At 63.5% G+C, this 26,259-nt stretch carries 29 protein-coding genes and 1 riboswitch; of the genes, 17 read left to right on the forward strand and 12 right to left on the reverse strand.

The annotated features are described in order from the left end of the window. Nucleotides 1-3: 3 nt before the first annotated feature. The 3 genes from AC0J5Z_RS03480 to AC0J5Z_RS03490 form a co-directional block, all read right to left on the reverse strand. The gene (locus AC0J5Z_RS03480; RefSeq protein ID WP_475039522.1) at nucleotides 4-315 is read right to left on the reverse strand and encodes a hypothetical protein; all 312 of its coding nucleotides are present in this window, start codon (nucleotides 313-315) and stop codon (nucleotides 4-6) included. 173 nt (nucleotides 316-488) lie between these two features. Beyond that, nucleotides 489-917, reverse strand: a complete 429-nt coding sequence (locus AC0J5Z_RS03485) for a universal stress protein (RefSeq protein ID WP_475037461.1) — start codon at nucleotides 915-917, stop codon at nucleotides 489-491. Next, complete coding sequence (locus AC0J5Z_RS03490; protein ID WP_475037462.1) at nucleotides 914-2,221, reverse strand: aminotransferase-like domain-containing protein; 1,308 nt, start codon at nucleotides 2,219-2,221, stop codon at nucleotides 914-916. Before AC0J5Z_RS03490 ends, AC0J5Z_RS03485 begins: the two co-directional genes overlap by 4 nt. Before the next feature lie 110 nt (nucleotides 2,222-2,331). Here AC0J5Z_RS03490 and AC0J5Z_RS03495 point away from each other — a divergent pair, with 110 nt between their 5' ends. From AC0J5Z_RS03495 to AC0J5Z_RS03505, 3 genes are all read left to right on the forward strand, one after another. Continuing rightward, nucleotides 2,332-3,180: an isocitrate lyase/PEP mutase family protein gene (locus AC0J5Z_RS03495; RefSeq protein WP_475037463.1), complete on the forward strand. Its 849-nt coding sequence runs from the start codon at nucleotides 2,332-2,334 to the stop codon at nucleotides 3,178-3,180. A gap of 101 nt (nucleotides 3,181-3,281) precedes the next feature. After that, nucleotides 3,282-4,334, forward strand: coding sequence for a hypothetical protein (locus AC0J5Z_RS03500; RefSeq protein WP_475037464.1), 1,053 nt, complete (start codon nucleotides 3,282-3,284; stop codon nucleotides 4,332-4,334). Further along, complete coding sequence (locus AC0J5Z_RS03505) at nucleotides 4,315-4,854, forward strand: hypothetical protein (RefSeq protein ID WP_475037466.1); 540 nt, start codon at nucleotides 4,315-4,317, stop codon at nucleotides 4,852-4,854. Before AC0J5Z_RS03500 ends, AC0J5Z_RS03505 begins: the two co-directional genes overlap by 20 nt. Before the next feature lie 26 nt (nucleotides 4,855-4,880). Here the strand turns inward: AC0J5Z_RS03505 and AC0J5Z_RS03510 are convergent, their stop codons facing one another. Then, nucleotides 4,881-5,354: a DUF1990 family protein gene (locus tag AC0J5Z_RS03510; protein ID WP_475037467.1), complete on the reverse strand. Its 474-nt coding sequence runs from the start codon at nucleotides 5,352-5,354 to the stop codon at nucleotides 4,881-4,883. Between the two features lie 110 nt (nucleotides 5,355-5,464). Further along, nucleotides 5,465-5,878, reverse strand: a complete 414-nt coding sequence (locus AC0J5Z_RS03515; RefSeq protein WP_475037468.1) for a GerMN domain-containing protein — start codon at nucleotides 5,876-5,878, stop codon at nucleotides 5,465-5,467. Between the two features lie 16 nt (nucleotides 5,879-5,894). Between AC0J5Z_RS03515 and AC0J5Z_RS03520 the strand changes: the two genes are divergently transcribed. After that, complete coding sequence (locus AC0J5Z_RS03520; RefSeq protein WP_475037469.1) at nucleotides 5,895-6,326, forward strand: hypothetical protein; 432 nt, start codon at nucleotides 5,895-5,897, stop codon at nucleotides 6,324-6,326. Between the two features lie 129 nt (nucleotides 6,327-6,455). Here AC0J5Z_RS03520 and AC0J5Z_RS03525 read toward each other — a convergent pair whose 3' ends face one another. After that, nucleotides 6,456-7,019: an NAD(P)H-dependent oxidoreductase gene (locus tag AC0J5Z_RS03525; RefSeq protein WP_475037471.1), complete on the reverse strand. Its 564-nt coding sequence runs from the start codon at nucleotides 7,017-7,019 to the stop codon at nucleotides 6,456-6,458. Between the two features lie 125 nt (nucleotides 7,020-7,144). Here AC0J5Z_RS03525 and AC0J5Z_RS03530 point away from each other — a divergent pair, with 125 nt between their 5' ends. The 11 genes from AC0J5Z_RS03530 (at nucleotide 7,145) to AC0J5Z_RS03580 (ending at nucleotide 18,223) form a co-directional block, all read left to right on the forward strand. Then, nucleotides 7,145-7,750, forward strand: coding sequence for a TetR/AcrR family transcriptional regulator (locus AC0J5Z_RS03530; RefSeq protein WP_475037472.1), 606 nt, complete (start codon nucleotides 7,145-7,147; stop codon nucleotides 7,748-7,750). A gap of 343 nt (nucleotides 7,751-8,093) precedes the next feature. Continuing rightward, nucleotides 8,094-9,077, forward strand: coding sequence for an ABC transporter permease (locus tag AC0J5Z_RS03535; RefSeq protein WP_475037473.1), 984 nt, complete (start codon nucleotides 8,094-8,096; stop codon nucleotides 9,075-9,077). After that, a complete protein-coding gene (locus AC0J5Z_RS03540; RefSeq protein WP_475037474.1) occupies nucleotides 9,077-10,039 on the forward strand; it encodes an ABC transporter permease in 963 nt (320 codons plus the stop codon). The genes AC0J5Z_RS03535 and AC0J5Z_RS03540 overlap by 1 nt, the downstream gene beginning before the upstream one ends. Beyond that, nucleotides 10,036-12,189 (forward strand): dipeptide ABC transporter ATP-binding protein, encoded by a 2,154-nt coding sequence (locus AC0J5Z_RS03545; RefSeq protein ID WP_475037476.1) that lies wholly within the window; start codon nucleotides 10,036-10,038, stop codon nucleotides 12,187-12,189. The genes AC0J5Z_RS03540 and AC0J5Z_RS03545 overlap by 4 nt, the downstream gene beginning before the upstream one ends. A gap of 76 nt (nucleotides 12,190-12,265) precedes the next feature. Next, nucleotides 12,266-13,993 carry an ABC transporter family substrate-binding protein gene (locus tag AC0J5Z_RS03550; RefSeq protein WP_475037477.1) on the forward strand — a complete coding sequence of 576 codons (1,728 nt, stop codon included), beginning with the start codon at nucleotides 12,266-12,268 and terminating at the stop codon, nucleotides 13,991-13,993. A gap of 200 nt (nucleotides 13,994-14,193) precedes the next feature. Continuing rightward, nucleotides 14,194-14,463, forward strand: coding sequence for a type II toxin-antitoxin system Phd/YefM family antitoxin (locus AC0J5Z_RS03555; protein ID WP_475037479.1), 270 nt, complete (start codon nucleotides 14,194-14,196; stop codon nucleotides 14,461-14,463). Continuing rightward, nucleotides 14,460-14,717, forward strand: coding sequence for a type II toxin-antitoxin system RelE family toxin (locus AC0J5Z_RS03560; protein WP_475037480.1), 258 nt, complete (start codon nucleotides 14,460-14,462; stop codon nucleotides 14,715-14,717). The genes AC0J5Z_RS03555 and AC0J5Z_RS03560 overlap by 4 nt, the downstream gene beginning before the upstream one ends. Nucleotides 14,718-14,731: 14 nt before the next feature. Then, complete coding sequence (locus AC0J5Z_RS03565) at nucleotides 14,732-15,781, forward strand: Gfo/Idh/MocA family protein (RefSeq protein WP_475037481.1); 1,050 nt, start codon at nucleotides 14,732-14,734, stop codon at nucleotides 15,779-15,781. 275 nt (nucleotides 15,782-16,056) lie between these two features. Next, nucleotides 16,057-16,758: a hypothetical protein gene (locus AC0J5Z_RS03570; protein ID WP_475037482.1), complete on the forward strand. Its 702-nt coding sequence runs from the start codon at nucleotides 16,057-16,059 to the stop codon at nucleotides 16,756-16,758. Nucleotides 16,759-16,847: 89 nt separating this feature from the next. Beyond that, nucleotides 16,848-17,399 (forward strand): RNA polymerase sigma factor, encoded by a 552-nt coding sequence (locus AC0J5Z_RS03575; RefSeq protein ID WP_475037484.1) that lies wholly within the window; start codon nucleotides 16,848-16,850, stop codon nucleotides 17,397-17,399. Then, nucleotides 17,396-18,223, forward strand: coding sequence for a hypothetical protein (locus AC0J5Z_RS03580; RefSeq protein WP_475037486.1), 828 nt, complete (start codon nucleotides 17,396-17,398; stop codon nucleotides 18,221-18,223). Before AC0J5Z_RS03575 ends, AC0J5Z_RS03580 begins: the two co-directional genes overlap by 4 nt. Nucleotides 18,224-18,344: 121 nt before the next feature. Here AC0J5Z_RS03580 and ald read toward each other — a convergent pair whose 3' ends face one another. Then, nucleotides 18,345-19,463, reverse strand: coding sequence for an alanine dehydrogenase (gene ald / locus AC0J5Z_RS03585; RefSeq protein ID WP_475037487.1), 1,119 nt, complete (start codon nucleotides 19,461-19,463; stop codon nucleotides 18,345-18,347). 208 nt (nucleotides 19,464-19,671) lie between these two features. On the opposite strand from ald, the gene AC0J5Z_RS03590 reads away from it, so the two are divergent. Then, nucleotides 19,672-20,886 (forward strand): PucR family transcriptional regulator, encoded by a 1,215-nt coding sequence (locus tag AC0J5Z_RS03590; protein WP_475037488.1) that lies wholly within the window; start codon nucleotides 19,672-19,674, stop codon nucleotides 20,884-20,886. Nucleotides 20,887-21,076: 190 nt separating this feature from the next. Here the strand turns inward: AC0J5Z_RS03590 and AC0J5Z_RS03595 are convergent, their stop codons facing one another. Beyond that, on the reverse strand, nucleotides 21,077-22,441 hold the full coding sequence (locus AC0J5Z_RS03595) for a hypothetical protein (protein ID WP_475037490.1): 1,365 nt from the start codon (nucleotides 22,439-22,441) through the stop codon (nucleotides 21,077-21,079). Between the two features lie 2 nt (nucleotides 22,442-22,443). Beyond that, nucleotides 22,444-22,590: riboswitch (cyclic di-AMP (ydaO/yuaA leader) on the reverse strand. A 274-nt stretch (nucleotides 22,591-22,864) separates the two neighbouring features. Between AC0J5Z_RS03595 and AC0J5Z_RS03600 the strand changes: the two genes are divergently transcribed. Beyond that, nucleotides 22,865-23,929, forward strand: coding sequence for an ATP-dependent DNA ligase (locus AC0J5Z_RS03600; RefSeq protein WP_475037491.1), 1,065 nt, complete (start codon nucleotides 22,865-22,867; stop codon nucleotides 23,927-23,929). A 21-nt stretch (nucleotides 23,930-23,950) separates the two neighbouring features. Here the strand turns inward: AC0J5Z_RS03600 and AC0J5Z_RS03605 are convergent, their stop codons facing one another. From AC0J5Z_RS03605 to AC0J5Z_RS03620, 4 genes are all read right to left on the reverse strand, one after another. Further along, the gene (locus tag AC0J5Z_RS03605) at nucleotides 23,951-24,226 is read right to left on the reverse strand and encodes a DUF6480 family protein (RefSeq protein ID WP_475037492.1); all 276 of its coding nucleotides are present in this window, start codon (nucleotides 24,224-24,226) and stop codon (nucleotides 23,951-23,953) included. A gap of 112 nt (nucleotides 24,227-24,338) precedes the next feature. Then, nucleotides 24,339-25,130 carry an alpha/beta fold hydrolase gene (locus AC0J5Z_RS03610; protein WP_475037493.1) on the reverse strand — a complete coding sequence of 264 codons (792 nt, stop codon included), beginning with the start codon at nucleotides 25,128-25,130 and terminating at the stop codon, nucleotides 24,339-24,341. A gap of 14 nt (nucleotides 25,131-25,144) precedes the next feature. Beyond that, nucleotides 25,145-25,810: a maleylpyruvate isomerase family mycothiol-dependent enzyme gene (locus AC0J5Z_RS03615; RefSeq protein WP_475037495.1), complete on the reverse strand. Its 666-nt coding sequence runs from the start codon at nucleotides 25,808-25,810 to the stop codon at nucleotides 25,145-25,147. Between the two features lie 18 nt (nucleotides 25,811-25,828). Continuing rightward, nucleotides 25,829-26,248, reverse strand: a complete 420-nt coding sequence (locus AC0J5Z_RS03620; RefSeq protein ID WP_475037497.1) for a helix-turn-helix domain-containing protein — start codon at nucleotides 26,246-26,248, stop codon at nucleotides 25,829-25,831. Nucleotides 26,249-26,259: the final 11 nt, after the last annotated feature.

Consider the following 26,259-nt stretch of genomic DNA (forward strand, 5'->3'; position numbering starts at 1 on the left):
CGGCTAGAACGCCGGGTAACTGACCAGCAGCGCCTGAAGTTCCGTCGTCGACATGTGGTTGGCCATCTCAACACTGATGCCCATCGCGATGGCGGCCACGGTGACCATGGCAACGCATGCCACGGAAAGGAATCGCCAATCCTTGCGGAAAACGCTACTGAGGGTCTCCGGCATATCAAGGCCGGGGGTAATCACGTTGGGGGCGCTGTCCCAGGATCCGTCGTCGAGCATCGCGATGATGCGATCGTTGGTTCGGTCATAGCGCATGGTGCTGATGTGGTTGCCATGGCGGGCAAGCAGTATGTCATGGCCCACGCGCTGGCGCGGCTGCAAAGTAAGCAAGAAGATGTTCCCCTGAAGTCGATATATTGAGGTGGCACGCGCCATTGGGGGCATCTCGATTTTATAACGATGACTTCCGGCACCTGGCCCAAAAGACGCCAAACGCCGGGTGAGGCTCCCCACCCGGCGGCGTGATTCAGCTCGCCTTACGGCTGGTCGGTCTTGGCGATATAGACGTCGCAGGGCGCGGTGTGGGCAACGGTGTTGGCTACGCTTCCAAGCACCCGGCCCAGGCCCTGCATGCGACGGTTGCCAACCACGATCAGGCGGGCGTCCTGGACCTCAGCTTCCTTGACCAATGCTTCCCCCGGTTTGCCGCGGGCTGCTGAGTATGTGACCTCGAGGCGGTCATCTGTCAGGCGCTCGGCTACGGCGCGGGCCACAGCTTCAGCTTCGGCGGCGTCGGAGACGATCCACTTGTCGGTGCCGATCTCAACCACCTCTGTCCGGTTGCTGTCGAAGGCGCTGACCACCCGAAGGCTGGCCCCGAGGCCGATCGCCAACTGCTGGGCGGCTTGTGCTGCCCTCATCGCGGTCTCGCTGCCGTCTACTCCGACGATCACAACTCCGGTCATTGTGGTGCTCCTTCATTGGTGGCTTCAATGGCATCAGCCAGGACAGGGGCCAAGCGGCGGACACCTTCGGCTATCGTATCGGGCGGTACAGCGCTAAAAGCGAGACGGAGCTTGTTGGAAGGTCCGTCGGCCGGGGAGAAAGCTGCGCCGGGAATGAAGACGACCCCTGCGTCGATCGCTTTCCCGAGCAGGGGGTAGGTGTCCACGCCATGAGGCAGCGTGACCCAAACGAAGAAGCCGCCGTCCGGGCGTGTCCAGGTGAGGCCTGCCGGCATGTACTCGTCGAGTGCGGACAACAGGGCCCCGCAGCGTTCCGCGTAGAGCGTCCGGTAGGTTTCGATCTGCCCTTCCCAGTCGTACTCACGAAGGTATGCCGAAACGAGCATTTGGTTCAGCGGAGGCGGGCAGAGGGTCACTGCCTCGGAGGCGAGGTAGAAACGACGCTGCAAGTGTGCGGGAACCAGGGCCCAGCCGATGCGGAGTCCGGGGGCGAAGATTTTCGAGAACGAGCCCAGGTAGATGACGTCATCCGGGTTGGCGGCTCGCATCGGGGCGATCGGGCGGCCATCGAACCGCAGTAGTCCGTAGGGGTTGTCCTCGAGGACAATGATATTCGCATCACGGCATATATCGACGATTCGCTGCCTGCGTTCCGCGGCTAGCGTGATTCCGGAGGGGTTGTTGAAGTTAGGGATCGTGTAGAGGAACTTGATGTTCTTGCCCTCGGACTGGAGCTCTGCGATTCTGGCCTCAAGCAGTTCTGGTACCAGACCGTCGTCGTCCATTTCGATGGGTTCCACCTGGACTTGGTAAGCCTCAAACGTGTTTAGGGCGCCCACATAAGTCGGGTTTTCCACCAGGACGACGTCACCGGGATTGCAGAAGACCTTGGTTGCGACGTCCTGCGCCGACTGGGACCCCGCGGTGATGACCACGTTTCCCGGGAGGGCGTCGGTGATTCCTTCGGCTGCCATTATGGTGCAGATCTGCTGGCGGAGTTCCTCCGTGCCTTGGCCGCCGCCATATTGGAGGGCGGTCATGCCCTCTTCGGCGATGATGCGGGCCGCGGTTTGGCCAAGCTTTTCCAGAGGTAGCGACTGCAGGTACGGGTTCCCGCCAGCGAGGGAGACAAGCCCTGGCTGCATCGAGATGTCGAAGACATCCCGGACAGCGGACTGTTTGATGTTGGCGGCCCGCGCGGAGAACAGTTCCTCGTGCGGGTGGGCGGCCGTGGCGGCCCGCTCAATGGCGTCGATGGCTTCAGCGGGCAGCGTTGCGCCGGCATCCAATGTTTCGTGGGTCACAGTGACAGGATACTCCCCGATGTTGCTAATGAGGCAACAGTTGTTTTCGAATTACCTCATTTTGGCAGGCCGAGCTTTACGCCGGGTTCGGGAAGGGCTGGAATGTAGCTATGACAGCGCACCGGGGATCCGTGACCAAGGCCGAGCACTTCCATAAACTTCACGACGCCGGGCCGACGCCCCTGGTGCTCGTGAACGTGTGGGACGCGGCCTCCGCTCGCGTTGTGGAGGAGGCGGGTGCGACGGCGATTGCCACTTCGAGCTCGGCGGTCTCCTGGAGCCTGGGGTTCCGGGACGGCGACCACGTGCCATGGGGCCTGGCAATGGCTGCCCTCGGACGCGTTGCGGGGGCGACCCGGTTGCCGGTCTCGGCGGACATCGAGACGGGCTACGGGCGCACCGACGACGAACTTCGTGCCACTGTCCACGCTGTCCTGGACGAGGGAGCCGTGGGGATCAACATTGAGGACTCCGCTACTGAGCCGCTCACGGACATTGCCGAACAGTCGCGCCGGATCGCCTTGATCCGCGCAGCGGCTGACGATCGTGGAATACCGCTGTTCATCAACGCACGTACCGATACCTACCTGTCGGGACAGTTCCCGGACACCGCCTATGACGAGACGTTGCGGCGTGCCGAGGCTTACCTCACTGCGGGTGCGGACGGAATCTTCGTGCCCGGCGTCGTGGATTTGCATGTCCTGCATGAGCTATCCAGTCGGATTCCGGCACCGCTCAACGCATTGGCCGGCGTCGGAGCGCCGTCGCCCCTTGAACTGCACGACGCAGGGGTCCGTCGCGTCAGCATCGGCGGCAACGCAGCCAAGGCCGCGTACGCCAAGGTGGCCCGGGTGGCGAAGGAAATCCTCGGCGACGGCAACTGGGCGGGGCTGGCCGGCACGCGCAGCCACGACGAGATGGACTCGCTGTTCGCGCCGGGGCCCAAGTACAGCCTTTGAACGCGGTACCCGCCAGCGAGCTGAAACGCACGACGGCGGCACTCGGCTTTAATGTCAGGCCTTGCCGATAGCGTGGGTCACGGAAGACGAGGGGAGCATCCATGGCACGGCGCAGCATACAGTTCTGGCGGATCGAACAGCTGAACGGTGACGGGCTCAGCAGGCCATTTCCCGCACGCCGTGTGGCTGAGGTTCTGAAGAAGGCCCAGGATGCCGGGACGGACAGGCACTTCACCAGTGTGGACGGCACTGTGTTGCTCGCGCAGGCCGTGGCGTCGTCACCGCATCCCGTGCTGCTCTTGGACCGGGTGCGGGACACCAACCTGCCGAGTGTCGGCGATGCCCTCGGGCGGCGCAAGCCCCTGCCGTTGGCTCCTGGTGACCATCTGTTGGAAACCACCTACTTTGCCTTTCTGAAGAGGAATGTCATCGCGGTACTGACCAGCGGCAACGGCCCCCGGGCGTCCAGGATGGGCGAGTACCTCGAGGGAATGCTGGGACTTGAGCCAAGCCTGGTGCCGGTTGTCCGCGAGGATATCGAGGAAATCCTCACCCGGCTGGAGGTGAGCCGTTTCGAGTTCGCCCTTCCCGCCGAACGTCTGTCCGGGAAGCTCATGGAGGGCGAATGGGCTGACGTCCTGGACAGCGCCTCGCGCCTCATGAATGAGGGTACGTTCCGGATTTCCCTGAGCGTCGGCAGGTCCGGGAAGGCCGAGGACAAACAGCGGATTCGTGACCGCATCCAACAGCTGATCGACCTCTTCCGGAGGGCCGGATCCGTGGAGCATTTCGATTACGTGGTGGCTGAGGGCAAGGACTCCCTGACAGGGGACCGTGAGGTAGTGGACCTCCTGAAGGAGCGGTTTATCTCGCACATCGAGGTGGACCCGGACATCTTCAACGATCCTCAAAAGTCCACCGCTGAGGCCATCACCATCCTCAATAAACGGGCAAAGGACAACGAGGCTTTTTTTGCGAGGACCCTGCCGGACATCAAGGGCTCGGCTGATTCGGCCTTGGTGCCGGACATCGTTGCGGGTGGGATGGCCACTGTGCGGGGAGCTCGGGCGGCAGCCGTGGAGAGCGCCGAAAGGGGCGGTCAATTAGCCGAGGAGAACCAAGGCGGTGCAGATCATGAGCTTGTACGAGGTTGACGTCGAGCGAACCGGGCGCCGCAGGACTCCGTGGCGTTGGTTTCTCTTGCATCCCAGCGCTGACTTCGGGTGGGCTGCGATTGCTGTCCTGTCCTGGCTGGGAATCGCGCTGCTTGCGCGTCAACCGCTGATGCTGGAGAGCGTGGATCCCGGTGCGCGGCGAACCCTGTTCCAGACACTTGCGACTCTGGCTGGGGCTACGGCAGGGCTGACTCTTACCAGTGTGTCCATGCTGATCAACGTACTGGGGAAGAAAGCTGCGCCGGGGCAGCAGGAACTTCCCTTGGAGAAACTGTCCGCTACCCATCGGCGCCAAATCGGCGAGGTGTTCCTTTTTGCCATCCCGGGTTTGGGTTTACTGGTGGTTGCCGCCCTGGTCACGGTGGTCCTGGAAGGAGACGCCGACAGGGGCCTGTGGATCCCTGAAGCGCTGGTCTTCGTGCTGACTTTCGCCTCCTTGCTGGCCCTCTTGCGTGTGGCGTGGGCACTCCGGAGGGTACTGGCGATCGCAACGGCGTAGCCACTCCTGCAAAGGGCAGGGCGGTCTTAGCGCAGCGCCCGGAGGTACCTCCGGCGCACCACGCGCTGCAGGAGCAGAAGGAGCGGGTAGAGCGCTCTCCAGGGCTGCTGCGGTGCCGGACCCGTCAACGAACGGATGGTGAGGAGTACCTCGTCCCCAACGCGGTGCACAATGAAGGCTTCCTCGCCGGAAACAGGGTGCCCTGGCAGGGTGCGGTACGCGAAGCCAACTCTGTCCCGTTCCTGAACCACTGCGACAACTTCAACCGGTTCAAGGACGCGGGCGCCGAGAAAATGCGCGGTGACTAAAACTCGATCGCCTGCCGCCACAGGCTCGGGGGTGTCGACGGAGAACCCGCTGGCCGTCTTCACGCCCCAGCGGAGCACCTGATGGGTGGCGCGTTCCCAGCGCGCATCACCATGTCCCACCGTGGCCGATACCTCCGAGCGGCGGTAAGTGCCATGCAACGCTGGCCACGCGTGAAGATCCGGACTCGTCATAGGCCTATCCTCCTGCAGCACGTCGCTGCTCCGCTATTCCGTTGTTGGAAACCACGGAACAGCTGGGCAACCACGGACAACGGTCCAGCGATGGAACTGCAAGGCTACGCTCAGCGCACGCTCAGGGCCTCGGTCAATGTCCTGCCGTTCACGTAGATCTCGGCCCTCGAGGCACCACTTGCCGACACGATGGTCTGCGTCAGCTGCGCCTGGATGCGTGGGACGTCGCACACGCCCCCGGGCCGCAGGGATCCACTGAGATTAACCACCACGGTTGCACCGCTCATGTAGCCGGAGAGGTAGCGCAGTGACGAATTAGCCAGTGCGTCGTAGAGGGCCGCATCACTGTCCACCGGCATTCCCGCCTCCAGCAGTCGCCCAAGGGCCACGGACAACGGATCGCCGGGTGTGGCAACGCCCCTGACGGGTACCAAGCTGTCGTTGCAGCCGAACCGCACGCCGCGGGCGCCGCCGTCGTCGATTGCCACGTAGTAGACCGCAGGTCCGGAGCCGTTCGAATCCACAGGTATAACCGTTGCGGTGGCTGTTGGTTCAGGCGCGCTGGTGCCCGGTTGGGGTGAGGGCTCGACGACGGGCGCCGGCTGCGTCGGCGAGGCCACCGACGAATCGGGGGTGCTCGGGGGCACAGCTGACGGTGCGGGAGTTGGTGCGGCTGGCGGGAGCGGCGCGGCGGGGACGGCGACGGACGGTGTACCCGGAGCAGGAACAACAGAAGGCCGCGCAGCCGAGGTCGAAGCCGCGGGTGCAGCACTGGGTGAAGAATCCGGTGAAGTCACGGAAACCGTAGGCAAAGGTCCGGCAGCCCCAGAATCAGCAGGGGCCGTAGTGCAGCCAACCACCCACAGGCCCACCAAAAGGCAGGCGGCCGCGATCGCCGTCGTACTCTTTGGTCCCCGTCCGGCATGCATGACAGCCCGCGCTCCTGTCCGTCACCTATATCTCCAACGTTAGGACGGGATGGCGGAACACAACATGCCGCTAGGGTGACGGTTCGGACAAGAGTTGGTCACGCCCAAGCCCGCAGAAACGCGAATGCCCCCGCCCCGCGGGAAGCGGAACGGGGGCATCAGAAGGGAGAGACTAGGCTGCTGCTTCTTCCTGAACGGCGGTCAGGGGCTCGAAGATGCCCTTGATCTGCTCTACAACCTCGGCGTCGTCCTTCGGGTGCAGTTCAGCGAAGCGGATCATGGAACCCGGGACGGCCAGCTTGACGTCATCGAGGACCTTGGCGCCGGCGATGCCGACGGCCTTGCGTGCCTCGTCCTGGGCCCACACGCCGCCGAACTGGCCAAAAGCGGTACCGACGACGGCGGTCGGCTTGCCGGAGAGGGCGCCGGCACCGAAGGGGCGGGACAGCCAGTCGATGGCGTTCTTCAGGGAGGCCGGCATGGTGCCGTTGTGCTCAGGGGTGACGAGCAGGATGGTGTCGGCGTCGGCTGCTGCCGCGCGGAGGGCGGCGGCTTCGGCGGGAACCTGGCCTTCGACGTCGATGTCTTCGTTGTAGAAGGGGATGGTGCCCAGTGAGCCGTGGATCTGCACATCAACGTTCTCGGGTGCGTTCAGCTGGATGGCTTCGGCGAGCTTCTTGTTGTGGGAATCGGCGCGCAGGCTGCCGACGAGGGTAAGAACAGTGCTCTTGGACATGGTGTCTCCTTGTGTCTGGCCGGGTGCCTTGCGGACCCGACCTGCGATGTCTGGGGCTTGGGAGCCTTCATCGATACTAAACGGACTGTGGTCCGCTTTCTATTCCCGGGGTCTAGAATATTTTTGTGAGCTCGATCCCCATCCGGCCGGACGTGCCATTCGGTGCTCCGTCCGAACGCAGTGATGCCGCGCGAAATCGCGAGCGCTTACTCAGCGCTGCCCGGGATTTAGTGGCCGAGCTTGGCGCCGAAGCTCTAACCATGGACGCACTCGCGTGCAGGGCCAAGGTGGGCAAGGGGACAGTTTTCCGCCGCTTTGGTAGCCGCGCCGGGCTCATGATGACCCTGTTGAGCGACTCGGAGTCCGAATTCCAGCACGGTTTCATGTTCGGACCGCCGCCACTGGGCCCGGGCGCCGCACCAAAGGATCGCTTGGTGGCATTCGGAGAGGGCCGGATCTACTTTGTCCTTGAAAACGGCGAACTCTTGAAAGCGGCCGGCGCTGCTACCCGCAACAGGTTCGATGTCCCCGCAACCAAGCTTTCGCACCGACATATGGAGGTCCTGCTGCGGGAGGCGGGAATCGCGGATCCTTGGGTGATGGCGATGTCCCTGACCTACGCGCTGGACCCTGAGCGAATAGTCGACGACGTCCGCGTCCGCGGCATTTCACCCATGCGGCTTGCGGACTCCTGGCGCGAACTGGTCACGCGGCTCATGGGCGCCGATTAGATCGCACCGCATCCGGCGCTGGCAGGTCGATTCGCTCCTGTTAGCGCCCCCATCCCCGCCGCGGTAAGCGGAATGGTGCTGCCGACGTCGTAAACATGACCTGGTCGGCACATAACAATCTGGCTGCAGGCGCGAAACCGGGTGCCCCGAAGCAAAACGTGAAGCAGTTATTGTGGTAGTTTCCTTTTGAATGTGACGCATGCCATACAGGGCTGGTGATCACTGAAGGGGTGCGGGGGACCCAACAACCCGCTGCGCCAATTCGTAGCTGACGCCGGCCACAGCCGGGAACCGCGGAAGGACGAGCATTGAGTTTTGCCACGATTCGGGGCAGCCGCCCGACATGCTGAAATATCTGATGAAGCGGTCGGGCATCTACCTGATCATGATCTTCCTGACCACGAGTGCGGGTTACTTCCTGGCGGTCTCATCGCTCAAGCCCGCAGTCCTGGAGCAGGAAAAGATCCCGCGGCCAACCCCTGAACAGGTAGCGGCGTCCTTCCGGGGACTCGGACTGGACCCGGATTTGAACCCATGGGAACGGTACATTCAGTGGCTCGGTGGAATTGTGACCCGCTGGGACTGGGGCCGCAGCCCGAACGGGGCGTTCGTCAACGCCGAATTCGCGGACCGCGTGATGGTCTCCACCCGGCTGTTCATCGCCTCGATCATCCTGACCCTGGTCATCGGCGTCGCACTCGGTGTCTATTCCGCAGCCCGCCAGTACAAATTCCAAGACCGCGTCATCACGTCCTACAGCTACCTGGTGCACATCCTCCCCGCACCCATCGCGTACTTCCTGGTGCAGCTCGGTGCCATCAGCATCAACGAGGCCGTAGGCGAGCGCATCTTCTTCGTCACGGGAATTTCGACGCCGGGAATTGAGCCAGGCTGGCCGGCTTTCGTTGACCTTGTGGCCCACTATGCCGTGCCCACCTTTGCGATGACCATCTTTGGTTGGGCCGGTTACCAGATCGCCCAGCGGCAGTACCTCCTGGACAACGTCAACGCTGACTTCGTCCGCACTGCCCGGGCCAAGGGGCTGACCCGCAACCAGGCCATCAGGAAGCATGCCCTGCGCGTCTCCTTCATCCCGGTGGCGCAGAGCATCGCCTTCACCATCCCGGCCATCTTCACGGGCGGCTTCTTCGCTGAGGCCATCTTCGCCTGGCCAGGCATCGGCCTCTGGAGCATCCAAGCCATCAGCCTCCAAGACGTCAACGTCGCCACTGCCACGCTGGCTTATGGCTCGGTGATCTTCGCGATCGGCGCCATCCTTGCCGACTTCGCCACCACGCTGGTCGATCCACGAGTGAGGGTCCAGTAATGACCAACATCATTGATCCCATTGCGGAAATCGACGAGGCCCGGGTAGCTGACCAGGACGTCGTCATTGGCAAGTCCCGCATCATCTTCCGTCGCTTCATGCGAAACCGGACCGCCGTCGCTGGCTTGTTCATCTTCCTTGCGTTGTTCCTCTTCTCGATCTTTGGCGGGTTCCTGACTTCGTGGGACAAGGACACCCTTGATCCGTTGAACATTGGCATGCCACCGTCGCCGGACCACTTGCTGGGGACCACGCAGGCCGGCATCGACCTCATGGCGCTCATTGTGGACGGCACCCGGACCTCCATTCTCATCGGCCTGATCGTGGGCGGCGTTTCCGTCCTGATTTCGGCGGTATACGGCTGCACCATGGCGTTCTTTGGGGGCAAGGTGGACGCCACCATGCTGTTCATCCTTGAAGCGCTCATCATGATGCCCGCCATCCTGGTGGTCGCCGTTGCTACCAGCGGAAGCGGCGGTCTCAAGGACCTGCCTAGCTGGCTCCTTCTGATCGTCGTCCTGCTGTTCTTCAGCTGGATGGGCACCGCCCGCCTGGTGCGCTCGCTGTCCATGTCCCTGATGCAGCGTGATTACGTCAAAGCCGCCAAGTACATGGGTGTCCCGTCCCGCCGCATCGTGTGGCGCCACCTCGTCCCGAACATCGGCTCGCTGCTTGTCCTCGACTTCACCCGTGGCATCACCGGTGCGATCCTCGCCGAAGTCGCGTTCTCCTTCATCGGCATTGGCATCAAGCTCCCTGACGTCAGCCTTGGTGTCCTGATCGGCCAGGCGACGGGTCAAGTGTCCTCCTTCCCGTGGATGTTCTGGGTACCGCTGACTGTCATGTTCCTGCTGACCGGTTCGCTGGCCATGATGAACGACGGACTCCGTGACGCCTTCGACCCCAGCTCCAGTTCAATTGGCCGGGCGAAGACCAAGACCGCAAAGAAGATCAACAAATGAGCACCAACATCACTCCCGCCGAGCGCCTTCGCGATGCAGGACTTTATGCTCCCGGCGACGCCGTCCTCAGCGTCCGCGACCTCAACGTCCGCTTCAACTCCGAGAACGGTGTGGTCCACGCGGTCCGCGGGGTGGACTTCGATCTCATGCCGGGCAAGACGCTGGGGATCGTGGGCGAGTCCGGTTCCGGCAAGTCCGTCACGTCCATGGCCATCATGGGACTCCTTCCGGAAACGGCTGACATCACCGGCTCAGTGCGCTTCAAGGGCAAGGAGCTCCTGGGCCTCAGCGACAAAGCCATGTGCAAGCACCGCGGTAATGACATCGCCATGGTCTTCCAGGACCCGCTGTCCTCGCTGACCCCCGTCTACACGGTGGGCAACCAGATCATTGAGGCGCTCACGGTCCACAATCCCACCATGAGCAAGCAGGCCAAAGAAGCCCGCGCCGTCGACCTTTTGCGGATGGTGGGCATTCCGAGCCCCAAGGATCGGCTGAAGGCCTTCCCGCACGAATTTTCCGGCGGCATGCGCCAGCGCGTGATGATCGCCATTGCGATCGCTAACGATCCCCGGGTGCTGATCGCCGATGAACCTACGACGGCGTTGGACGTCACCATCCAGGCGCAGGTGCTGGAAGTCCTGCACACCGCGCAGGAGGAGACCGGTGCCGCCGTCGTTATGATCACGCACGACCTCGGCGTCGTAGCGGGCATGGCCGACGACATCATGGTGATGTATGCCGGCAAGCCCGTGGAAACCGGCACCGTGGGAGACATCTACTACAACCCGCGGATGCCGTACACGCTGGGACTGCTCGGCGCAGTACCGCGCGTTGATACCTCGGGCAGGCAGTCGCTGGTTCCCATCGAGGGAACGCCGCCCAACCTCGCCTTGCCCGTGACCGGATGTTCGTTCGCAGCCCGCTGCCCACTGGTCAGCGACGCTTGCCTGCACGGCGAGCCGGAGCTTATTACCGTCCCCGGTGTTGAGGGCCAGACGCTGGGACACAAGGCAGCCTGCATCAAAGCTGATGAACTGTCCGGTAACGCAGACGCGCACAAGATTTTCCACGCGCCGCCCAAGCCCGTTTCAAAGTTCGACGGCGTCGCTCGCGTCGAGCGCGACAAGGTCCTGGAACTCAAGGACGTGAAAAAGCACTTCCCGTTGCTCAAGGGTGCGCTGATCAAGCGGCGGATCGGCACGGTGAAGGCCGTGGATGGCTTGAGCTTCGATATCCGCGAGGGCGAATGCGTTTCGATTGTGGGGGAGTCCGGCTGCGGCAAGACCACCACACTCCTGGAAATCATGGAGTTCCACCCGGATCAGATGGGCGAGGTGGTGATTGGCGGCGTCAGTAACAAGGTAGCCACCGACCACAAGACCAAGATGGCCATGCGCAAGGAAATGCAGATGGTGTTCCAGGACCCCACAGGTGCCTTGGATCCGCGTTTCACCGTGTACGAGGTCCTGGCTGAACCGCTGGAAAACCTGGGGATGCCCAAGGCTGCCATCAAGAAACGCATCATGGAACTCATGAAGCTGGTGGGCCTGCAACCGGATCACGTGAACCGCTTCCCCAACCAGTTCTCCGGCGGTCAGCGTCAGCGCATTGGCATTGCCCGGGCGCTCGCGGTCAATCCCAAGCTTGTGGTGCTGGACGAACCGGTATCTGCGCTGGACGTGTCCGTTCAGGCCGGGGTCATCAACCTGCTGGACAAGCTCCGCGCCGAACTGGGCCTGAGTTACCTTATGGTGGCCCACGACCTCTCGGTGGTCCGCCACATTTCAGACCGCGTGGCCGTGATGTACCTGGGCAAGATCGTGGAGACCGGGGATGTGGACGACGTCTTCGACAATCCGCGCCACCCCTACACGAGGGCCTTGCTGTCCGCGATCCCGGTGCCGGACCCCAACCTGGAACGCACCCGCGAACGCATCATCCTGCAGGGAGACCTGCCCAGCCCGTTGGATGCGCCCAAGGGCTGCAATTTTGCTACCCGTTGTCCCGTGTTTGCCGCGCTACCTGCCGCAAAGCAGGAGAAGTGCCTTACTCTGGAGCCGCCACTGGCTTCCGAGGGAGCTCAGGACTTTGCCTGCTTCTTCCCGGATGGAGAGATAGATGCTGACATGCTGGTGGTGCATGCCTGACGACATATGACGCATCGATTGAAACCCTGTTATTCAACTCGCAAAGATTTCCAGTCGTAAACATGAAGGGCAAACCATGAAGAAATACACGACGATCGGCGGCGTAGCGCTCGTAGCAACGCTCATGCTGACCGCTTGCGGCGGGGGAACGCCGTCGGGTCCGGCCTCCCAGAAGGCAGAAGAAAGCGGCGGCGACATCAGCAAGCTGATTAGCGTCAACGCCAAGGAAGCGAAAGACCTGGAGCCTGGTGGCACTGTCACACTGGCTGTGGGCAGCCTCGGGCCGGACTTCAATGGCTTCTCCAATGTGGGCAATAGTGCGGACACTTCCGCTGTGCTGACACCGGTCAACCCGGCGGCCATCACCAGCGGCGGTATCGGTGGTTGCTGGAAGCTGGACTTCAACGGCAAGGCTGAGCCCAACAAAGACTTCTGCGAAGAGGTCAAGAGCGAAGTCAAGGATGGCAAGCAGACCATCACCATCAAGGTCAACGAAAAGGCGACCTGGAACGATGGGACGCCGATCGACGTCAAGACGTTCGAAAACACCTGGAACATGCTGAAGGGTGAAGATAAGTCCATCGACATCGTGTCGGCCGGCAACTACGCCTTTGTTGATTCCGTCAAAGCCGGCGCCAATGACAAGGAAGTCATTGTCACCACCACCCAGCCTGTCTTCCCGCTGGACTCTCTCTTCTTCGGCCTGATCCACCCGGCCAACAACAACGCCGAAACCTTCAACAAGGGCTTCGCCGGGAACATGCACCCGGAGTGGATGGCCGGCCCCTTCAAGGTGGAGAACTTCGACACCACTGCCAAGACGGTCACCATGGTCCCTAACGAGAAGTGGTGGGGCCAGAAGCCGGTCCTGGAGAAGGTCATCTGGCGTCAGATGGAGCCGAGTGCAACTATCGCTGCATTCAAGAATGGTGAGATCGACGCCGCTAACGGCCGTACCCTGGGCCGCTACAAGCAGCTGGAAGGCAGCACCAACTCAGAGGTCCGTCGTGGTCAGCGCCTGTTCGCCGGTGGCCTCAACTTGAACGCCAAGCGCCCGGCCCTTACCGACGTCGCCGTACGTGAAGCGATCTTCACCGCTGTTGACCGCAAGGCGATCCGTGACGTCCGCTTCAACGGCCTGAACTGGTCCGAGGAGAGCTCGGGTTCAATGATGCTCATGCCGTTCTCCGAGTACTACCAGGACAACTATCCTGTGAAGGACGCCGGCGCCGAGGCTGCCAAGAAGGTCCTGACGGACGCCGGTTATGCTCCGAACGACAAGGGCGTCATGGCGAAGGATGGTGTTCCTGTTTCCTTCAAGATCACCAACTTCGGTGACGACCCCACCACGGCTGCAACCTCGCAGACCCTGCAGAAGCAACTGCAGGCAGCCGGCATGGATGTTTCCATCGACCAGCGTGGTGACGCCGACTTCGGCAAGGTTGTTGGCTCCCGCGAGTTCGACGTGACTATCTCCGGATACACGGTTGGCCCGGACGCCACCGACGTAGTGAAGCAGTACTACGACTCCACCACCAACGAAAACGGCCTCGGTGACGCTGAACTCGATGCGGAAATCAAGCGTCTTTCCTCGATCGCCGATGACGCCGAGCGCAACAAGGCGGCCATGGAGGTGGAGAAGAAGCACATGGAGAAGTACTACTCCATGGGGGTTGTCATGAACGGCCCGGAGATCCAGTTCGTGCGCACGGGCTTGGCCAACTACGGCCCGTCCCTGTTCAAGAGCCTCTCCAACGTTCCGGACTGGACCACCCTCGGCTGGGAAAAGGGCGCCAAGAAGTAGCCCTCCAGCTCTAGTTTCCTGAAGGCCGGGAACTTCCCTGAACCTGTATTGGGTTCGGGGAGGTTCCCGGCCTTCGCCGTCCCAACGCTCTCTCACTTCCCTCGTGCTTGGGCGGATCGCTCTCTCACTTCCCGCACTTGCCGGGCACCTACTGGATGTACGAGATGTACATAAAGTACATTTGAGGCTAAAATGGGTTCATGGGAACCGCAGACTACGTCGTGAGTGTCGCTGACCTCCGAGTCCACCTCTCCGACACCATCAACCGCGCGGCGTATGGCCATGAACGGATCAGCATCACGCGACGCGGCAAGGTTGCCGCGGTGCTCATCAGCGCGGAGGACCTTGAACGCCTTGAGCGCCTCGAAGATGAGGCGGACCTCAATGCGCTTAGGGCTGCAAAAGCAGAAGACGACGGCGCCCGCGTTAGCCTGAGTGATCTTCTGGAGGAGAACGGCATCACGCGGTGAACCGATACCGCGTGGAGTTCAGCAGCGCGGCCGCAAAACAGATTCGGAAGTTGGACGCGCAAGTCCGCCGGAAGTTGCTGCTGGCCATCGCAGAGCTTGAAATAAACCCCCGCCCGGATGGCGTGAAGAAACTCTCCGCGGAGTCGAACGCGTGGCGGATCCGCATATCGGACTACCGGGTCTTGTATGAGATCCACGACGACCAACTCGTCGTCATCATCTTCCGCGCCGCCCACCGCCGGGAGGTCTACTGATCTAGCCTAGGGTCATGACTTCCACGCCGATCCGTACCGCCGTCGCAGGTTTTGGCCTCTCGGGCAGCGTCTTCCACGCGCCCTTCATCGCCAGCAACCCTGCCTACGAGCTCGCCGTCATCGCAACTTCGGATGAGGCGCGCCAGTCGAAGGCCAATGAGCGATATCCACAGGCCACGGTCGTCAATACCCCGCAGGACATCCTGGCCCTGGCTGGCCAGCTGGACCTCATCGTCCTCGGCACGCCGCCTGCAACCCACTACCCGCTCGCGAAAGCGGCGCTGGAAGCCGGGCTCGACGTCGTCGTTGATAAACCGTTCACGGTCCGCAGCGCCGAGGGCGATGAACTCATCCAACTAGCGGCCAAGCTGGGCCGCGTCCTCACCGTGTACCAAAACCGGCGCTGGGACGGTGACTCGCTCACCGTGAAAAAACTGCTCGACGCCGGGACGCTGGGTACCGTAACCAGGTTTGAGGTGGGCATGGAGCGCTGGGCGCCGGAGATCTCCAAGGCCTGGAAAGCCAGCGCCACAGCGAAAGACGGCGGCGGTGTCCTGTTCGACCTCGGCACCCACGTCCTGGACCTCACGCTACGGTTCTTCGGACCAGCCACGGTTACCTTCGCAGAGATCGCAGCGCGCCGTCCCCAGGAAAGCGCCGATGATGACGTCTTCCTGGCCCTCCAGCACGAGTCGGGCGTGATCAGCCATGTCACCATCAACCTCAACAGCCACCTGCACGGCCCGCGCTTCCGCATCCTCGGTACCGACGGCGCCTTCGTGAAGTTTGGCACCGACCCGCAGGAGCCGTATGTCTTGGCTGGCGGGCTGCCTTCGAACCCCGAGTACGGCGTCGAGCCTGCCGAGAACCATGGCACGCTGGAAGTGGACGGCCAGCGCACCACCATCCCCACCGAGCGCGGTGCCTACCCGGAGTTCTACCGGATCCTCGCTGAAAAACTCGACGACGGCGGCACCGCCTCAACGCTTCCGGCACCTGTTGATCCGGCCGACTCGGTTGCCGTGCTGAAGCTGATCGAACATGCTAGGGCCCTGGCCGGATAGGTCCGCGAGCGACACCCAAATCCGTTGGTGACCCTAGAACGGGCTGAGGACGTTCAAATCGGGGCGGCAGAAGCAATTTTCCGCGGCTCGGACGAACCTGCGTGTCCTCAACCGATAGCCGGACGGACCCCCACCAAAAAAATTTTGGGGAACGCGTAACCTCACCGCTGGCGCGAACGATGTAAGGGGAGTGCGGGCCACGTCCGCACGCTGATCATCCGGTCGCGACCCAACCGCGACCGGGGCAATCCCAATATCGTTTGTCGGAGGGTTTCATGTCCTTGTTCACTGTCCTTGCCACCAGCAAAGTCGCCGCGGGCGTCCTGGCTGCCGGAGCCGTAGCTGCCGGTGGAACCGGTGTCGCTGCCTTCAATGGCGCACTTCCCACCGGAATCCAACAGACCGCTCACGACCTCGTTGGCGCGCCGGCCCCGGTTGCTGAGAAGGCTGCCCAAGCAGCCGACGCCGCCAAGACCAAGGCGACTGACGCCGTCGAGACCGCGCAGTCAACAGCAACTGAGGCCGCCCAGGCTGGCCAGGCCAAGGCCACTGACGCCGTGTCCGAAGCCAAGGCAGCAGCGGAAGCCGCTACCTCCCCGGAGGCCTTCGGTCTCTGCACCGCCTTCCTCAACGGCGGCCTGAAGTCTGACACGAAGGTCCCGGGCTTCGAGTCCCTGGCCATTGCCGCAGGTGGCGAAGCCAAGGTGGAGGCGCACTGCGAGGCCGTCATCGAGGCTGGTAACGCCGCGGACCTGAAGGCCGACGGTTCGGCCAAGGCAGAGGTCGACGCCGACGCCGCCGTCACGTCGGAGCTCCCGGCAACGCCTGCGGTTCCGGCTGTACCCGCAGTGCCTGCCGTTCCGGCGACGCCCGCCGTCCCGGCAGTGCCTGCTGTCCCTGCGGCGCCTGAGCTGCCGACGCAGGTTCCCACCGAGGTTCCGGCTGTTCCCGGAGCTCCCCTCGATTCTGTCCGCTAAGCAAGCAGCGGTTACGGTTTAAGGGCGGGGCTCCTTGGCTTAGGACAAGGAGCCCCGCTACGTAGTGTGTGGGACGGAGGCATCCACGGGTGCTTGACCCTTTGGCTGATGAATATGTGCAGGCGGATCAGGACGACCCCGCGCTGCTGTTCACGGCTGCCTACAATAACTTCGCCGGACCGGTGTTTGGCTACCTCCGGGCCCGGGGCGTGGACGACCCGGAGGCCGTGACGCAGGACGTGTTCCTTGCCCTGTATCCAAAGCTGGAAACGCTCCACGGCGGACTCCAGGGCGCAAAGACCCTGCTGTTCTCCATCGCGCACGCCCGGATGGTGGATCACTACCGCAAACGGGAACGAACGCCGGACTCGACGCCGTATGAAGCGGATTTGGACGGGCGTCGGGCACCATCGGCCGAAGACCAGGCTTTCGGCAGGGCCGCTGGCCTGGGTGTCACTGAAATCCTCGACGACCTCCCCGACGATTATCGGGAAGTCCTGGCACTCCGGGTTGTTGCTGACCTCTCGGTGGAGGATACCGCGGCGATCATGGGCAAGTCCCAGGGAGCCGTCAAACAATTGCAGCGCAGGGCATTGAGTGCACTGAAGAAGCGTGCACTACTAAGGAACGGCACATCATGAGCGAACAATTTGCGCCTCGCGGACGCAGCGACCAGCAGGCAGTCGACCACTTGCTGGCCGACGCCGGGCTGAATGACGCGCACCTCCGCACCGAACTGCTTGAACTCCGATCGCTGGCCAGCACCGCCCCGTTGCCGTCCGATGCAGTCCGCGCGCTCATGGTCAGCAGCCCGGCTGCTGTTACCCGGCAGATCACAGGCACCCAGCAGATCACGACGACGGCCGGCCCCTCTGCATCATCCGGCGCGCCGACGGCGGTACTCGCCACGGTTGCCCCGGAATCCGCGCCTGGGGACGAACTTGCTGCCCGGCGTCGGAAGAATCGTCGGACGGCTGTGGCAGGCCTCGCTGTTGTTGTGTCCTTGGCTGGTGGAGCTACGGCTGCGGTGGCATCAGAGGGCGGCCTGCCGGGTGCATTCCAGCACCTTGGCGCAGCGATCGGTTCCGTAGTTTCGCAGTTCACCCCGGGCTCCGGCAGCGCTCCCCAGCCCAAGGGCCCCGCCGGTTCAACCCCGGAACCGTTGCCGGTCCAAGAAGGGCCACAGCAGGCTCCTGTTCCAGCGGAGCTCCAGCCGACGCCTGCCACGCCGGGCACTCCGATCGTTCCCGATCCTCAGCCGCAGCCCGGTGGAGCATCGCCGCACGCGCCCCGGGTCCCGTCCCGTGCCGATCCCGGAAACGGCGTCATCCCCACGCCTCCGGTGTTGCCCGTAACGCCGCCGGACATTGACCCTGCCACGATCGATCCCTCAAAGCTTGGCCCGTCCGGTCTTCCAGTCCCGGTTCCAACGCACCTGGAACCGTCGCTCCCCGGAAAGCCCTAGTCGCCAGACCCAAACCTCCCCGCGAGTTGGCACTTAATCCCAGTGTTTGGCGCCAACATTGGGATTAAGTGCCAACTCGGCGCGGGCTAAACCCGCCCTCGTGCTTGTTTGTGTCTGTCCGCTACGCGGAAACCAGGCTGTGCCAGTCGGTGACCAAGGGCAGGTTGTGCGCCTCGGACACGGAGTGGTGTGCCACGTGGCCTGCGGCGATGTTGAGGCCGGCGGCCAGGGCGGGGTCGCGGTCGAAGGCGGCCTTGACGCCCAGGTTGGCCAGTGCCACGGCGTAGCGCAGGGTGACGTTGGTCAGTGCGTACGTGGAGGTGTTCGGAACAGCGCCAGGCATGTTGGCAACGCAGTAGAAGATCGAGTTGTGGACCTTGTACGTCGGTTCCTGGTGGGTGGTGGGGTGCGTGTCCTCGAAGCAGCCGCCCTGGTCAACAGCGATATCCACCAAGACCGAGCCTGGCTTCATGCGGGCAACCAGTTCGTTGGTGACCAGCTTGGGAGCCTTGGCGCCCGGAATCAGGACGGAGCCGATCACCAGATCTGCGTCGATAACTGACTTCTCGATCTCGTAGGCGTTGGAAGCAACGGTCTTCAGGCGGCCCTGGTAGAGGGCATCCAGTTCGCGCAGCCGGTTGATGTTGATGTCCATGATGGTGACATCAGCACCGAGGCCCAGCGCCATGGCGGCGGCGTTGGTTCCCGCAACGCCTGCGCCGAGGACAACAACCTTCGCCGGGCGCACGCCCGGTACGCCGCCCAGGAGGACACCCTTGCCACCGGCCGGAGCCATGAGGGAAGAAGCGCCGACCACCACGGACAGGCGGCCTGCAACCTCGGACATCGGGGCGAGCAGCGGGAGGGTGCGGCCTTCCTGCACGGTTTCGTAAGCGATGGCGGTGACGCCGGAGTTGATGAGCTCGGCGGTGAGCTCGGGCTCTGCGGCGAGGTGCAGGTAAGTGAAGAGGATGAGGCCCTTGCGGAAGCGGTGGTACTCCGCGGCGATGGGTTCCTTGACCTTCATGACCATGTCCGCGCGGGCCCAGACGTCGTCAGCTTCGTTGACGATTTCGGCTCCGGCGATCGAGTATTCCTCGTCGGTGATGCCCGAGCCGAGCCCTGCGCCGCGCTCAACCAGAACGGTGTGTCCGTGGGTGCGGAACTCGTGGACACCGGCGGCCGTGATGGCTACGCGGAATTCGTTGTTCTTGATTTCTTTGGGGACGCCGATGATCATCTGTGGGCTCCATCGTTAGCGGCCTCGTCGGCCGAAAATTTGTTGCGGGCTGTGATTCCAGAATAAATCCGGCTGTGAGGCAGGCGACATGGACGCAGAGTCGCCAGCACAGGGAATCCCTGTGAATACAACGATCTTCAGCAAGGCGGCTCGACATTTGTCGAGCGCTGGAACGTCAGGTGTCGCCTGCTGTTGGTACGCTTTTCAGATGCAGCAGGACGTGGAACAGATCGTTGAACGCGTCGCACTGAAGCTTGGCCGCGGCCTGTCCCTTGAAGACCTCGACGGCGTCCTCCTCGCCTACAGCTCCAACCAGTCACACGCCGACCGCGTCAGGGTGAACTTCCTCCTCAGCAAGCGCGTCCCTACCGATGTCAGTGCGTGGCAGCTCTCCCACGGCATCGCAACCGCTGTGCGTCCCGTCGTCGTTCCCGCCAACGACGAACTAGGCATGTTGGGCCGCGTCTGCGTGCCACTCCTGGTGCGGGGTTTCCGCGTGGGCTACTTGTGGGTGCAACTGGACCTTGAAGAGCAAAGCGCGACGGCGATACTCACCGAGTTGCCCGGCGTGCGTGACGAGCTGGACCTGTTGGCGGGCTTGCTCCTTGATTCCAACACGGCCGAATCAGAGTTCCGGCGACGGCGCGAGCAGGAGTTCCTGTCAGCCTGCAGCGGCGAATCAAACGCTGTGGCAGCTGTGGCGGGGTGGAAGGAAATCCAAGGGCGCGGTCCATGGCAGCTGGTGACCATCCTCGACCCGGACGGCGCGAGGTCCGACGTCGATCCCATTGCCGCAACCCTGACGCATCGTTCGGCGGCGTTGCAGTCCACTATCGGCGTCAATGCCGCATTGTTCAGCGCCGGAACAGAAACACATTCGGTGGTCCTGTTCCGCGAGTCGGGGGGCCGGGCGGACCATGCCCAGGTGTTGGTGCACTATCAACTGGAGCTTGCGAAGCGCGCTGGCCGCAAGGTGGACAGGGTGATCCTGGGCATCAGTGAACCCTTCCAAGTCATCCGGCAGCTATCGGGGGCTTATCGTCAATCGAAGGTTGCTGCGCAAGCGGCCGCAGTGGACCTCCCGCTAGGTGAGCTCGTGGACAGCCGGAGTGTTGGTGTCTACCAGCTCTTTGATCGCCTGCTGGCGCCGGGTGGCTGGGATGACACGGGATCGGTGCATTTTCTGACGCTGGAGGACCAGGACAAGAACGGCGAGCTTCTGCCCGTCCTGGAATTGCTCTATGACAATGATGGCTCGGTTCAGGACGTCGCCGCCAAACTTCACCTCCACAGGAGCAGCATCTACAACCGACTCGGCCGGATCCGCCAACACATCGGTGCTGATCCGTTGAGTGGCGCGATCCGGCTCGAGTTACATGCCGCCCTGAAGGCGCGGCGTTGGGCCGGGCGGCCGCGGATCTGACGCCAGAAACTAGACGCCACAAAGGAGGCAGGCACCCGGGTGCCTGCCTCCTTTGTTGTGATGCTTTACGAGCGCCTCAAGCGCTGGCAGCTCCAGCGTCCCATCCGGCGACGGAACGTGGCAGTCCGGCTGCTGCTGCAGTGCCGGCCATGCCACCCCACATGGCTGGAGGTACGGGGCAGGCGCGTGCTCACTTGAGGACCTGCTGGGCTGCATCCAGGATGCTTTGAAGCCCCGATTCCGTGGGCTGCGGCGTGGTGGCGGCATTCGGCTTGCCCGGCCGCGGCTTGGAGGTCTGCGTTGCAGTCTCCGTTGGTGTGGGAGTCGGCGTCGGCGTGACCGTCGGGGTCGGCGTAGGGGTCGGGGTCGGCGCAGGCGGCGTTGTGATGGTGTCCGACGGCACCTCGCTCGGCGCAGGAGCCGGCTGGGTGGGGATCGGGCTGGTCACGCCAGGAACGGCCGGGACGGAAGAGGGTGCGGCTGACGGAACCCATACCGGGTCCGCGAGTGAGACCTGCGGGGTCGCAGTCGACGACGGCGACCCTGCCGCGGGCGCCTCCGCTACCGTTGCCGGTTGCCCGGCTTCCGAGGACGCCGTGGCCATTGACGAGGCTGATGGCGACGAAGCCGTGGAGTACGAAGCCTTGGGCGCGGGAGACGCCGAAGTCGAGGTGCGATCATCGCTCCCGCTGGCCTCCTGCGCTGGAGTCTCCCGGCCGAAGAAGGGCAACTCCAGGGCCTGCCCCAGCGTCCCGGCCGTCAGCACAAGGCCAAGCGCCCCTGCAACCACGGCCATGCGCTGGCTCATGTGCTTGACCGACGCTGCTTTTCGAAGGGCGGAGTGAGGTTCGCGGCCAAAGGAGGACGTCGGTCCGAAGCTGGACCTGCCAGCTGTGGGTGCGGCAGCCTGCTTCCGAACATCCTTGCGGCTTGCCAGTGCTGCCGACGCCGTTGCCGCGGCAGCAACCTGCGCGGGGGACTTGCCCCGCGGTGACTCGGCCGGTTCGGGTGTGCTCGCGGATTCTTCGCGGGCAGACACCACGGGAATGGCCGCCGTGGCGGGTTCCGGCGTTGCAGGCTGCACCACTTGAATAGCTGCGGTTGCGGATTCCTGGGTGCCGAACTCCTGCGAACCCGGCTCCATGCCAGCCGGCTGCACAACGGGGATCGCCGCGCTAGGGGGTCCAGGCGTGGTCGACTTCGGAGCTGCCGCCTGCGTATTGGAGATCGCAGCCGTGGGGATCATTGCAGTTGCGGAATGCTCAGTCGCGGACGCCTCGGCAAGGGATTCCTCGGGCGCGATCACAGCCCGGGCTGCCCTCTCCCGCTCGGCCGCACGAACCGCCGCACGCGTCGCGGGCGCCGCGATGGTGGGCAGGGCCGCAGTGGCGGGTTCCGGCGTCGTGCCTGTGCTAATTGGATTTTGGGGCGCAGCGGCGGAGTCCGCCGGTGCGTTGGTGGGGAATCCGCTGGGTTGGGCCCGACGGCGTCCGGTTGGCTTGGTGCGCTCGCCTTCATTGTGGGCGCGGCGCGGCTGATCCATGGTTGGGGACATGGTGGTTGCCTCTCAACGCCTTCGAGGTTAGCTGTCGGGTTCGGACGAGGCCGTCCGGCCGCCTAAGCGGCTTCACCCCGAGGACTTGGATACCAAGCCCGGGAACTGTGGGTCCCCCGCCTCTGCCGCGGGTCTGGCGGATCCCGGATTGCGGCAGAGCTCGGCGTCAATCCGGAAGCGGCCCAGCGGAGATACGGGTCGCCCTACGACGGTACATGAGCCGGAAAGTAAAGTCACATTAATGTAACGGGCGGTAGGCCTGCCCAAGCGATGGGGTTCTATGACTTAGGCTTCGGGGCCGGCGCGGGAGCCGGTAGCTCGTACTGGATCTTCTGGATCTGCACGGCCTGGTGGGGCCAACACGAGGAAGATATCCATGGCCTGACACTAGCTTCGCGGTGCACCGGCAGGTAGACATTGTCTATGGACCTGCCTGTGATGCCACCCGTCTCGCCCATGCTCGCCAAATCCGTTCCGGCCATCCCCGATGTTGGGCACTACGAGCCCAAATGGGACGGCTTCAGGACGATCGTCTTCAAGGACGGCGATGAGATCATCCTGGGCAGCCGCAACGAGAAGCCAATGACCCGATACTTCCCGGAAGTGGTGGATGCCCTACGGAAGAACCTCCCGGACAAATGCGTGATCGACGGCGAAATCGTCCTGATCGAGGGCAGCAGGCTGGAGTTCGAGGTTCTGCAGCAGCGGATCCATCCCGCCGACAGCCGGGTCAGGATGCTTGCCGAGAAGACCCCGGCTTCCATGATCGCGTTCGACATTCTTGCCTTGGGCGACGAAAACCTCATGGACAGGCCGTTCTCAGAGCGCCGCGCGCTTCTGGAACGGGCACTCGCCAAGGCAGAGCCTCCCGTGTATGTGACCCCCGCGGTGACGGATCTCGAACGGGCGCAGGAGTGGTTCGTGCAGTTGGAAGGCGCGGGACTGGACGGCGTGCTGTCCAAGCCGCTGAACGGGACCTATCAACCCAACAAACGCCTGATGTTCAAGACCAAACACGAGCGCACGGCGGATTGCGTGGTGGCCGGATTCCGCTGGCACAAGACCGCCAAAGTTGTGGGGTCGATGTTGCTCGGCCTTCATGACGACACTGGCCGGCTGCATCATGTGGGAGTGGTGGCATCGTTCCCCATGGCCCGCCGGGAGGCTCTGGTCGCAGAGCTGGAGCCATATCAGATCGAACTCAGCGAGCACCCGTGGGGCGAGTGGGCCAACCAGGACGACGCTGCCGGCGGTTCACGCATGCCCGGCGCCCAAAGCCGGTGGAGCGGGGGCAAGGATTTCTCCTTTGTGCCCCTGCGCCCCGAACTCGTTATCGAGGTGGCCTACGACTACATGGAAGGCGACAGGTTCCGGCACACCACGCAGTTCCGGAGGTGGCGGCCGGACAGGACGCCCGAGAGCTGCACGTACTCGCAGTTGGAGGAACCGGTCGAGTATGACCTCGGGGAAATCCTGAGGCTTCCCTAGCTAGGCTGCCCCGGTCAGTAGTTACTCCTCGTGCCCTTGGTCCATGCTCATGCTGTCCTCGGCGGGCGGGGTTTCTCCCGGGGGTACTCCGCCGCCTGGCTCCAGCCCTGTGATGTTGCCGTCGAGTGGATCGGGGTTGGCGGATGCGGCCGGATCATCGTCCTCGTCCTGGCGCAATTCGGGATCGGCGTTGACGTCGGCCTTGTCAGTCCCATGGGTCGTCGGGGCGCCGTAGGGCCCAGTGGCGCCGGTTGCGCCGAAGCCTTGAATTTCTTCATTTGAGTCTTTGTCTGTCACGATCAACCCTTTCGTAAGCAGGCTTACTATTGTGCCTGCCCGGCCAGCCTAGCCGCGGCGCGCTGACCCAACAAGGGGCACCCAACCCATGGGACGGCGTCGTACTTAACGCTCAGCTGTGAAGCGTGGTTGAGGTGACGAAGCTCCGGATGGCATCCGCTACAGCCTTGGGACGCATGTGCTGCGCCACATGCCCGACGCCCGGAATCTCCACCAGGCGCCCTTGGGCCACCGCCCGCGAAAGCCGGAGCGACCACTCGGGTCCGGCCACGTGGTCCCGGCTCCCGCGCAGAATCAGCACCGGCACCTGGATACCGGCCAACCGTTTCTCCGTGGGGTATTCCATCATGACCGGCAGCTCGGTGAGGTACCACCTGGGGCCGCAACGGACATAGTCGGACATGACGATCAGGTTGGACGTGGGGCTCTCGCGAAGTACTCCGTCGATGGTCAGGGCCAGCGACTGCCGCCACACATTCTTGTGCCGTGAATCCACCACGGGACCCATCAGTACCAACTGCCGGACCTGCTCGGGGGCGTACAAGGCCGCTTCGATCGCAAATTGCACGCCCATGGAGTGGCCAACCAACACGTAGGAGTCGATGCCGCGGGACTTAAGGGTCTGGGCGATGAAGGCGCCGTAGTCCTCCACTGAAAGCTGGCGCCCGGGCTTGGGAGTCCCGGCGAAACCTGGAAGGTCCAGTGAGTACGTAGGCGCGCTCGCCGCGAGAACAGCATGCAGCCGCGCCAGATATCGATGCGATACCCCGATGCCGTGGATCAAGATATATGCGGGCTCGGACCCGGGCCCGGCGTCCGGCTCCGGCGCAGGCGTGCCCTCGGTCCAAAGGATTCGGCCGGTCAGGCCAAAGACCTCGACGTCGGCAGAGAGTAGCGCGGTCATCTTTTCTCCCGTTTTCACTGGTTTCCCGACTGTTGCAGGAAAATCGGCGCGCCCGGGCCACCCAACTCGTCGTCCCTCACGGGCCGACCGGACACTGCGAGCAGCAGGGCTATGGCGGGACCTTCGACTGCCGGACCATTGCCATGGTCGAAGGACGTGTCAGATGCCACCAATCGCCAGCCCTCCGCGATTTCCTTGCCACCACCCATTTTGGTGGTGGTCTTCACCTGGTAGCTAAGGGCGGTGGCCACGTGCTCAGCGGGATAGTCGCGGCGGATCCCCAGCGGGCGCCGGATGTCCTCGCCGTGGACGAACGCTTCAACCAAACGAGTCGACAAGCTCGCCGGCGGACCGGATGTCCGCGAGAGCACGGCGCGCAGCCCGGCGATCGTGTTCTTCGGATCCACGGCCTTCTGGAGCTCTACGCCCACGGCGTTGTCGCGGTCGAAGTCCATCCGGGCGGCAATCATCCGGCGTATGAAGTTCAGGCGGGTGGTCTTCGCGCTGTCAATGACGTGGGCCAGGACATCGTGGACGTCCCAGCCGGAACACAGGGACGGCGTCTGCCAGTGGGCTGGCTCAAGCGGTTCCAGGTCTTGGATCAGCGCACGACGCTCTTGGTGCACCACGGGCCAAACGGTTGAAGGGGAACTTGAAGCCATACCGCTATTGAACAGCATGCTGGCGATTTAGGGTGGCTAGCCGTGGGACTCGGTGGTGACGTCATCACCTGCAGCCGCTTCTGCCTGCTGCTTCTTCTTCTGCGTTTCAAGCCACGCCATGATGGCCGCCTGTCGGATCCGACGATGTGTACCGCGGTATTCCACCGGGATTTCGCCGCGATCGGTCATGTTGCGCAGATACGTGTGAGAGATGCCCGCAAGCTCGGCGGCTTGCGATGTCGTGAGCATTTCCTCCACGCTGCTGACCGTCACCGTTTCGCCCCGGCTCAGTCTCGCGAGGAGATCGACGACGGCGTCCCTCGCCTGATCGGGCAGGCGGTGGACAGTGCCGTCCACGAACACCGTGATGTCGTTGCTGTCCTGGAGGGAGCGCGCGAGATTCCGGGCTTCGTCGGCGGGGAGGCCGGCCGTGGCGCGGGGAGCTATCAATGCCATGGCAGAAGCCT

The organism is Paenarthrobacter sp. TRD_SC_7 (assembly GCF_056156245.1).

Coding starts and splice junctions, on each gene's coding strand:
- AC0J5Z_RS03595 (WP_475037490.1), bottom strand. CDS start 22,441: ATGTCCCCAACCATGGATCAGCCGCGCCGCGCCCACAATGAAGGCGAG.
- AC0J5Z_RS03610 (WP_475037493.1), bottom strand. CDS start 25,130: ATGACCGCGCTACTCTCTGCCGACGTCGAGGTCTTTGGCCTGACCGGC.
- AC0J5Z_RS03580 (WP_475037486.1), top strand. CDS start 17,396: ATGAGCGAACAATTTGCGCCTCGCGGACGCAGCGACCAGCAGGCAGTC.
- AC0J5Z_RS03600 (WP_475037491.1), top strand. CDS start 22,865: ATGGACCTGCCTGTGATGCCACCCGTCTCGCCCATGCTCGCCAAATCC.
- ald (WP_475037487.1), bottom strand. CDS start 19,463: ATGATCATCGGCGTCCCCAAAGAAATCAAGAACAACGAATTCCGCGTA.
- AC0J5Z_RS03485 (WP_475037461.1), bottom strand. CDS start 917: ATGACCGGAGTTGTGATCGTCGGAGTAGACGGCAGCGAGACCGCGATG.
- AC0J5Z_RS03535 (WP_475037473.1), top strand. CDS start 8,094: ATGCTGAAATATCTGATGAAGCGGTCGGGCATCTACCTGATCATGATC.
- AC0J5Z_RS03565 (WP_475037481.1), top strand. CDS start 14,732: ATGACTTCCACGCCGATCCGTACCGCCGTCGCAGGTTTTGGCCTCTCG.
- AC0J5Z_RS03555 (WP_475037479.1), top strand. CDS start 14,194: ATGGGAACCGCAGACTACGTCGTGAGTGTCGCTGACCTCCGAGTCCAC.
- AC0J5Z_RS03500 (WP_475037464.1), top strand. CDS start 3,282: ATGGCACGGCGCAGCATACAGTTCTGGCGGATCGAACAGCTGAACGGT.
- AC0J5Z_RS03590 (WP_475037488.1), top strand. CDS start 19,672: ATGCAGCAGGACGTGGAACAGATCGTTGAACGCGTCGCACTGAAGCTT.
- AC0J5Z_RS03620 (WP_475037497.1), bottom strand. CDS start 26,248: ATGGCATTGATAGCTCCCCGCGCCACGGCCGGCCTCCCCGCCGACGAA.
- AC0J5Z_RS03550 (WP_475037477.1), top strand. CDS start 12,266: ATGAAGAAATACACGACGATCGGCGGCGTAGCGCTCGTAGCAACGCTC.
- AC0J5Z_RS03505 (WP_475037466.1), top strand. CDS start 4,315: ATGAGCTTGTACGAGGTTGACGTCGAGCGAACCGGGCGCCGCAGGACT.
- AC0J5Z_RS03570 (WP_475037482.1), top strand. CDS start 16,057: ATGTCCTTGTTCACTGTCCTTGCCACCAGCAAAGTCGCCGCGGGCGTC.
- AC0J5Z_RS03615 (WP_475037495.1), bottom strand. CDS start 25,810: ATGCTGTTCAATAGCGGTATGGCTTCAAGTTCCCCTTCAACCGTTTGG.
- AC0J5Z_RS03545 (WP_475037476.1), top strand. CDS start 10,036: ATGAGCACCAACATCACTCCCGCCGAGCGCCTTCGCGATGCAGGACTT.
- AC0J5Z_RS03495 (WP_475037463.1), top strand. CDS start 2,332: ATGACAGCGCACCGGGGATCCGTGACCAAGGCCGAGCACTTCCATAAA.
- AC0J5Z_RS03540 (WP_475037474.1), top strand. CDS start 9,077: ATGACCAACATCATTGATCCCATTGCGGAAATCGACGAGGCCCGGGTA.
- AC0J5Z_RS03510 (WP_475037467.1), bottom strand. CDS start 5,354: ATGACGAGTCCGGATCTTCACGCGTGGCCAGCGTTGCATGGCACTTAC.
- AC0J5Z_RS03525 (WP_475037471.1), bottom strand. CDS start 7,019: ATGTCCAAGAGCACTGTTCTTACCCTCGTCGGCAGCCTGCGCGCCGAT.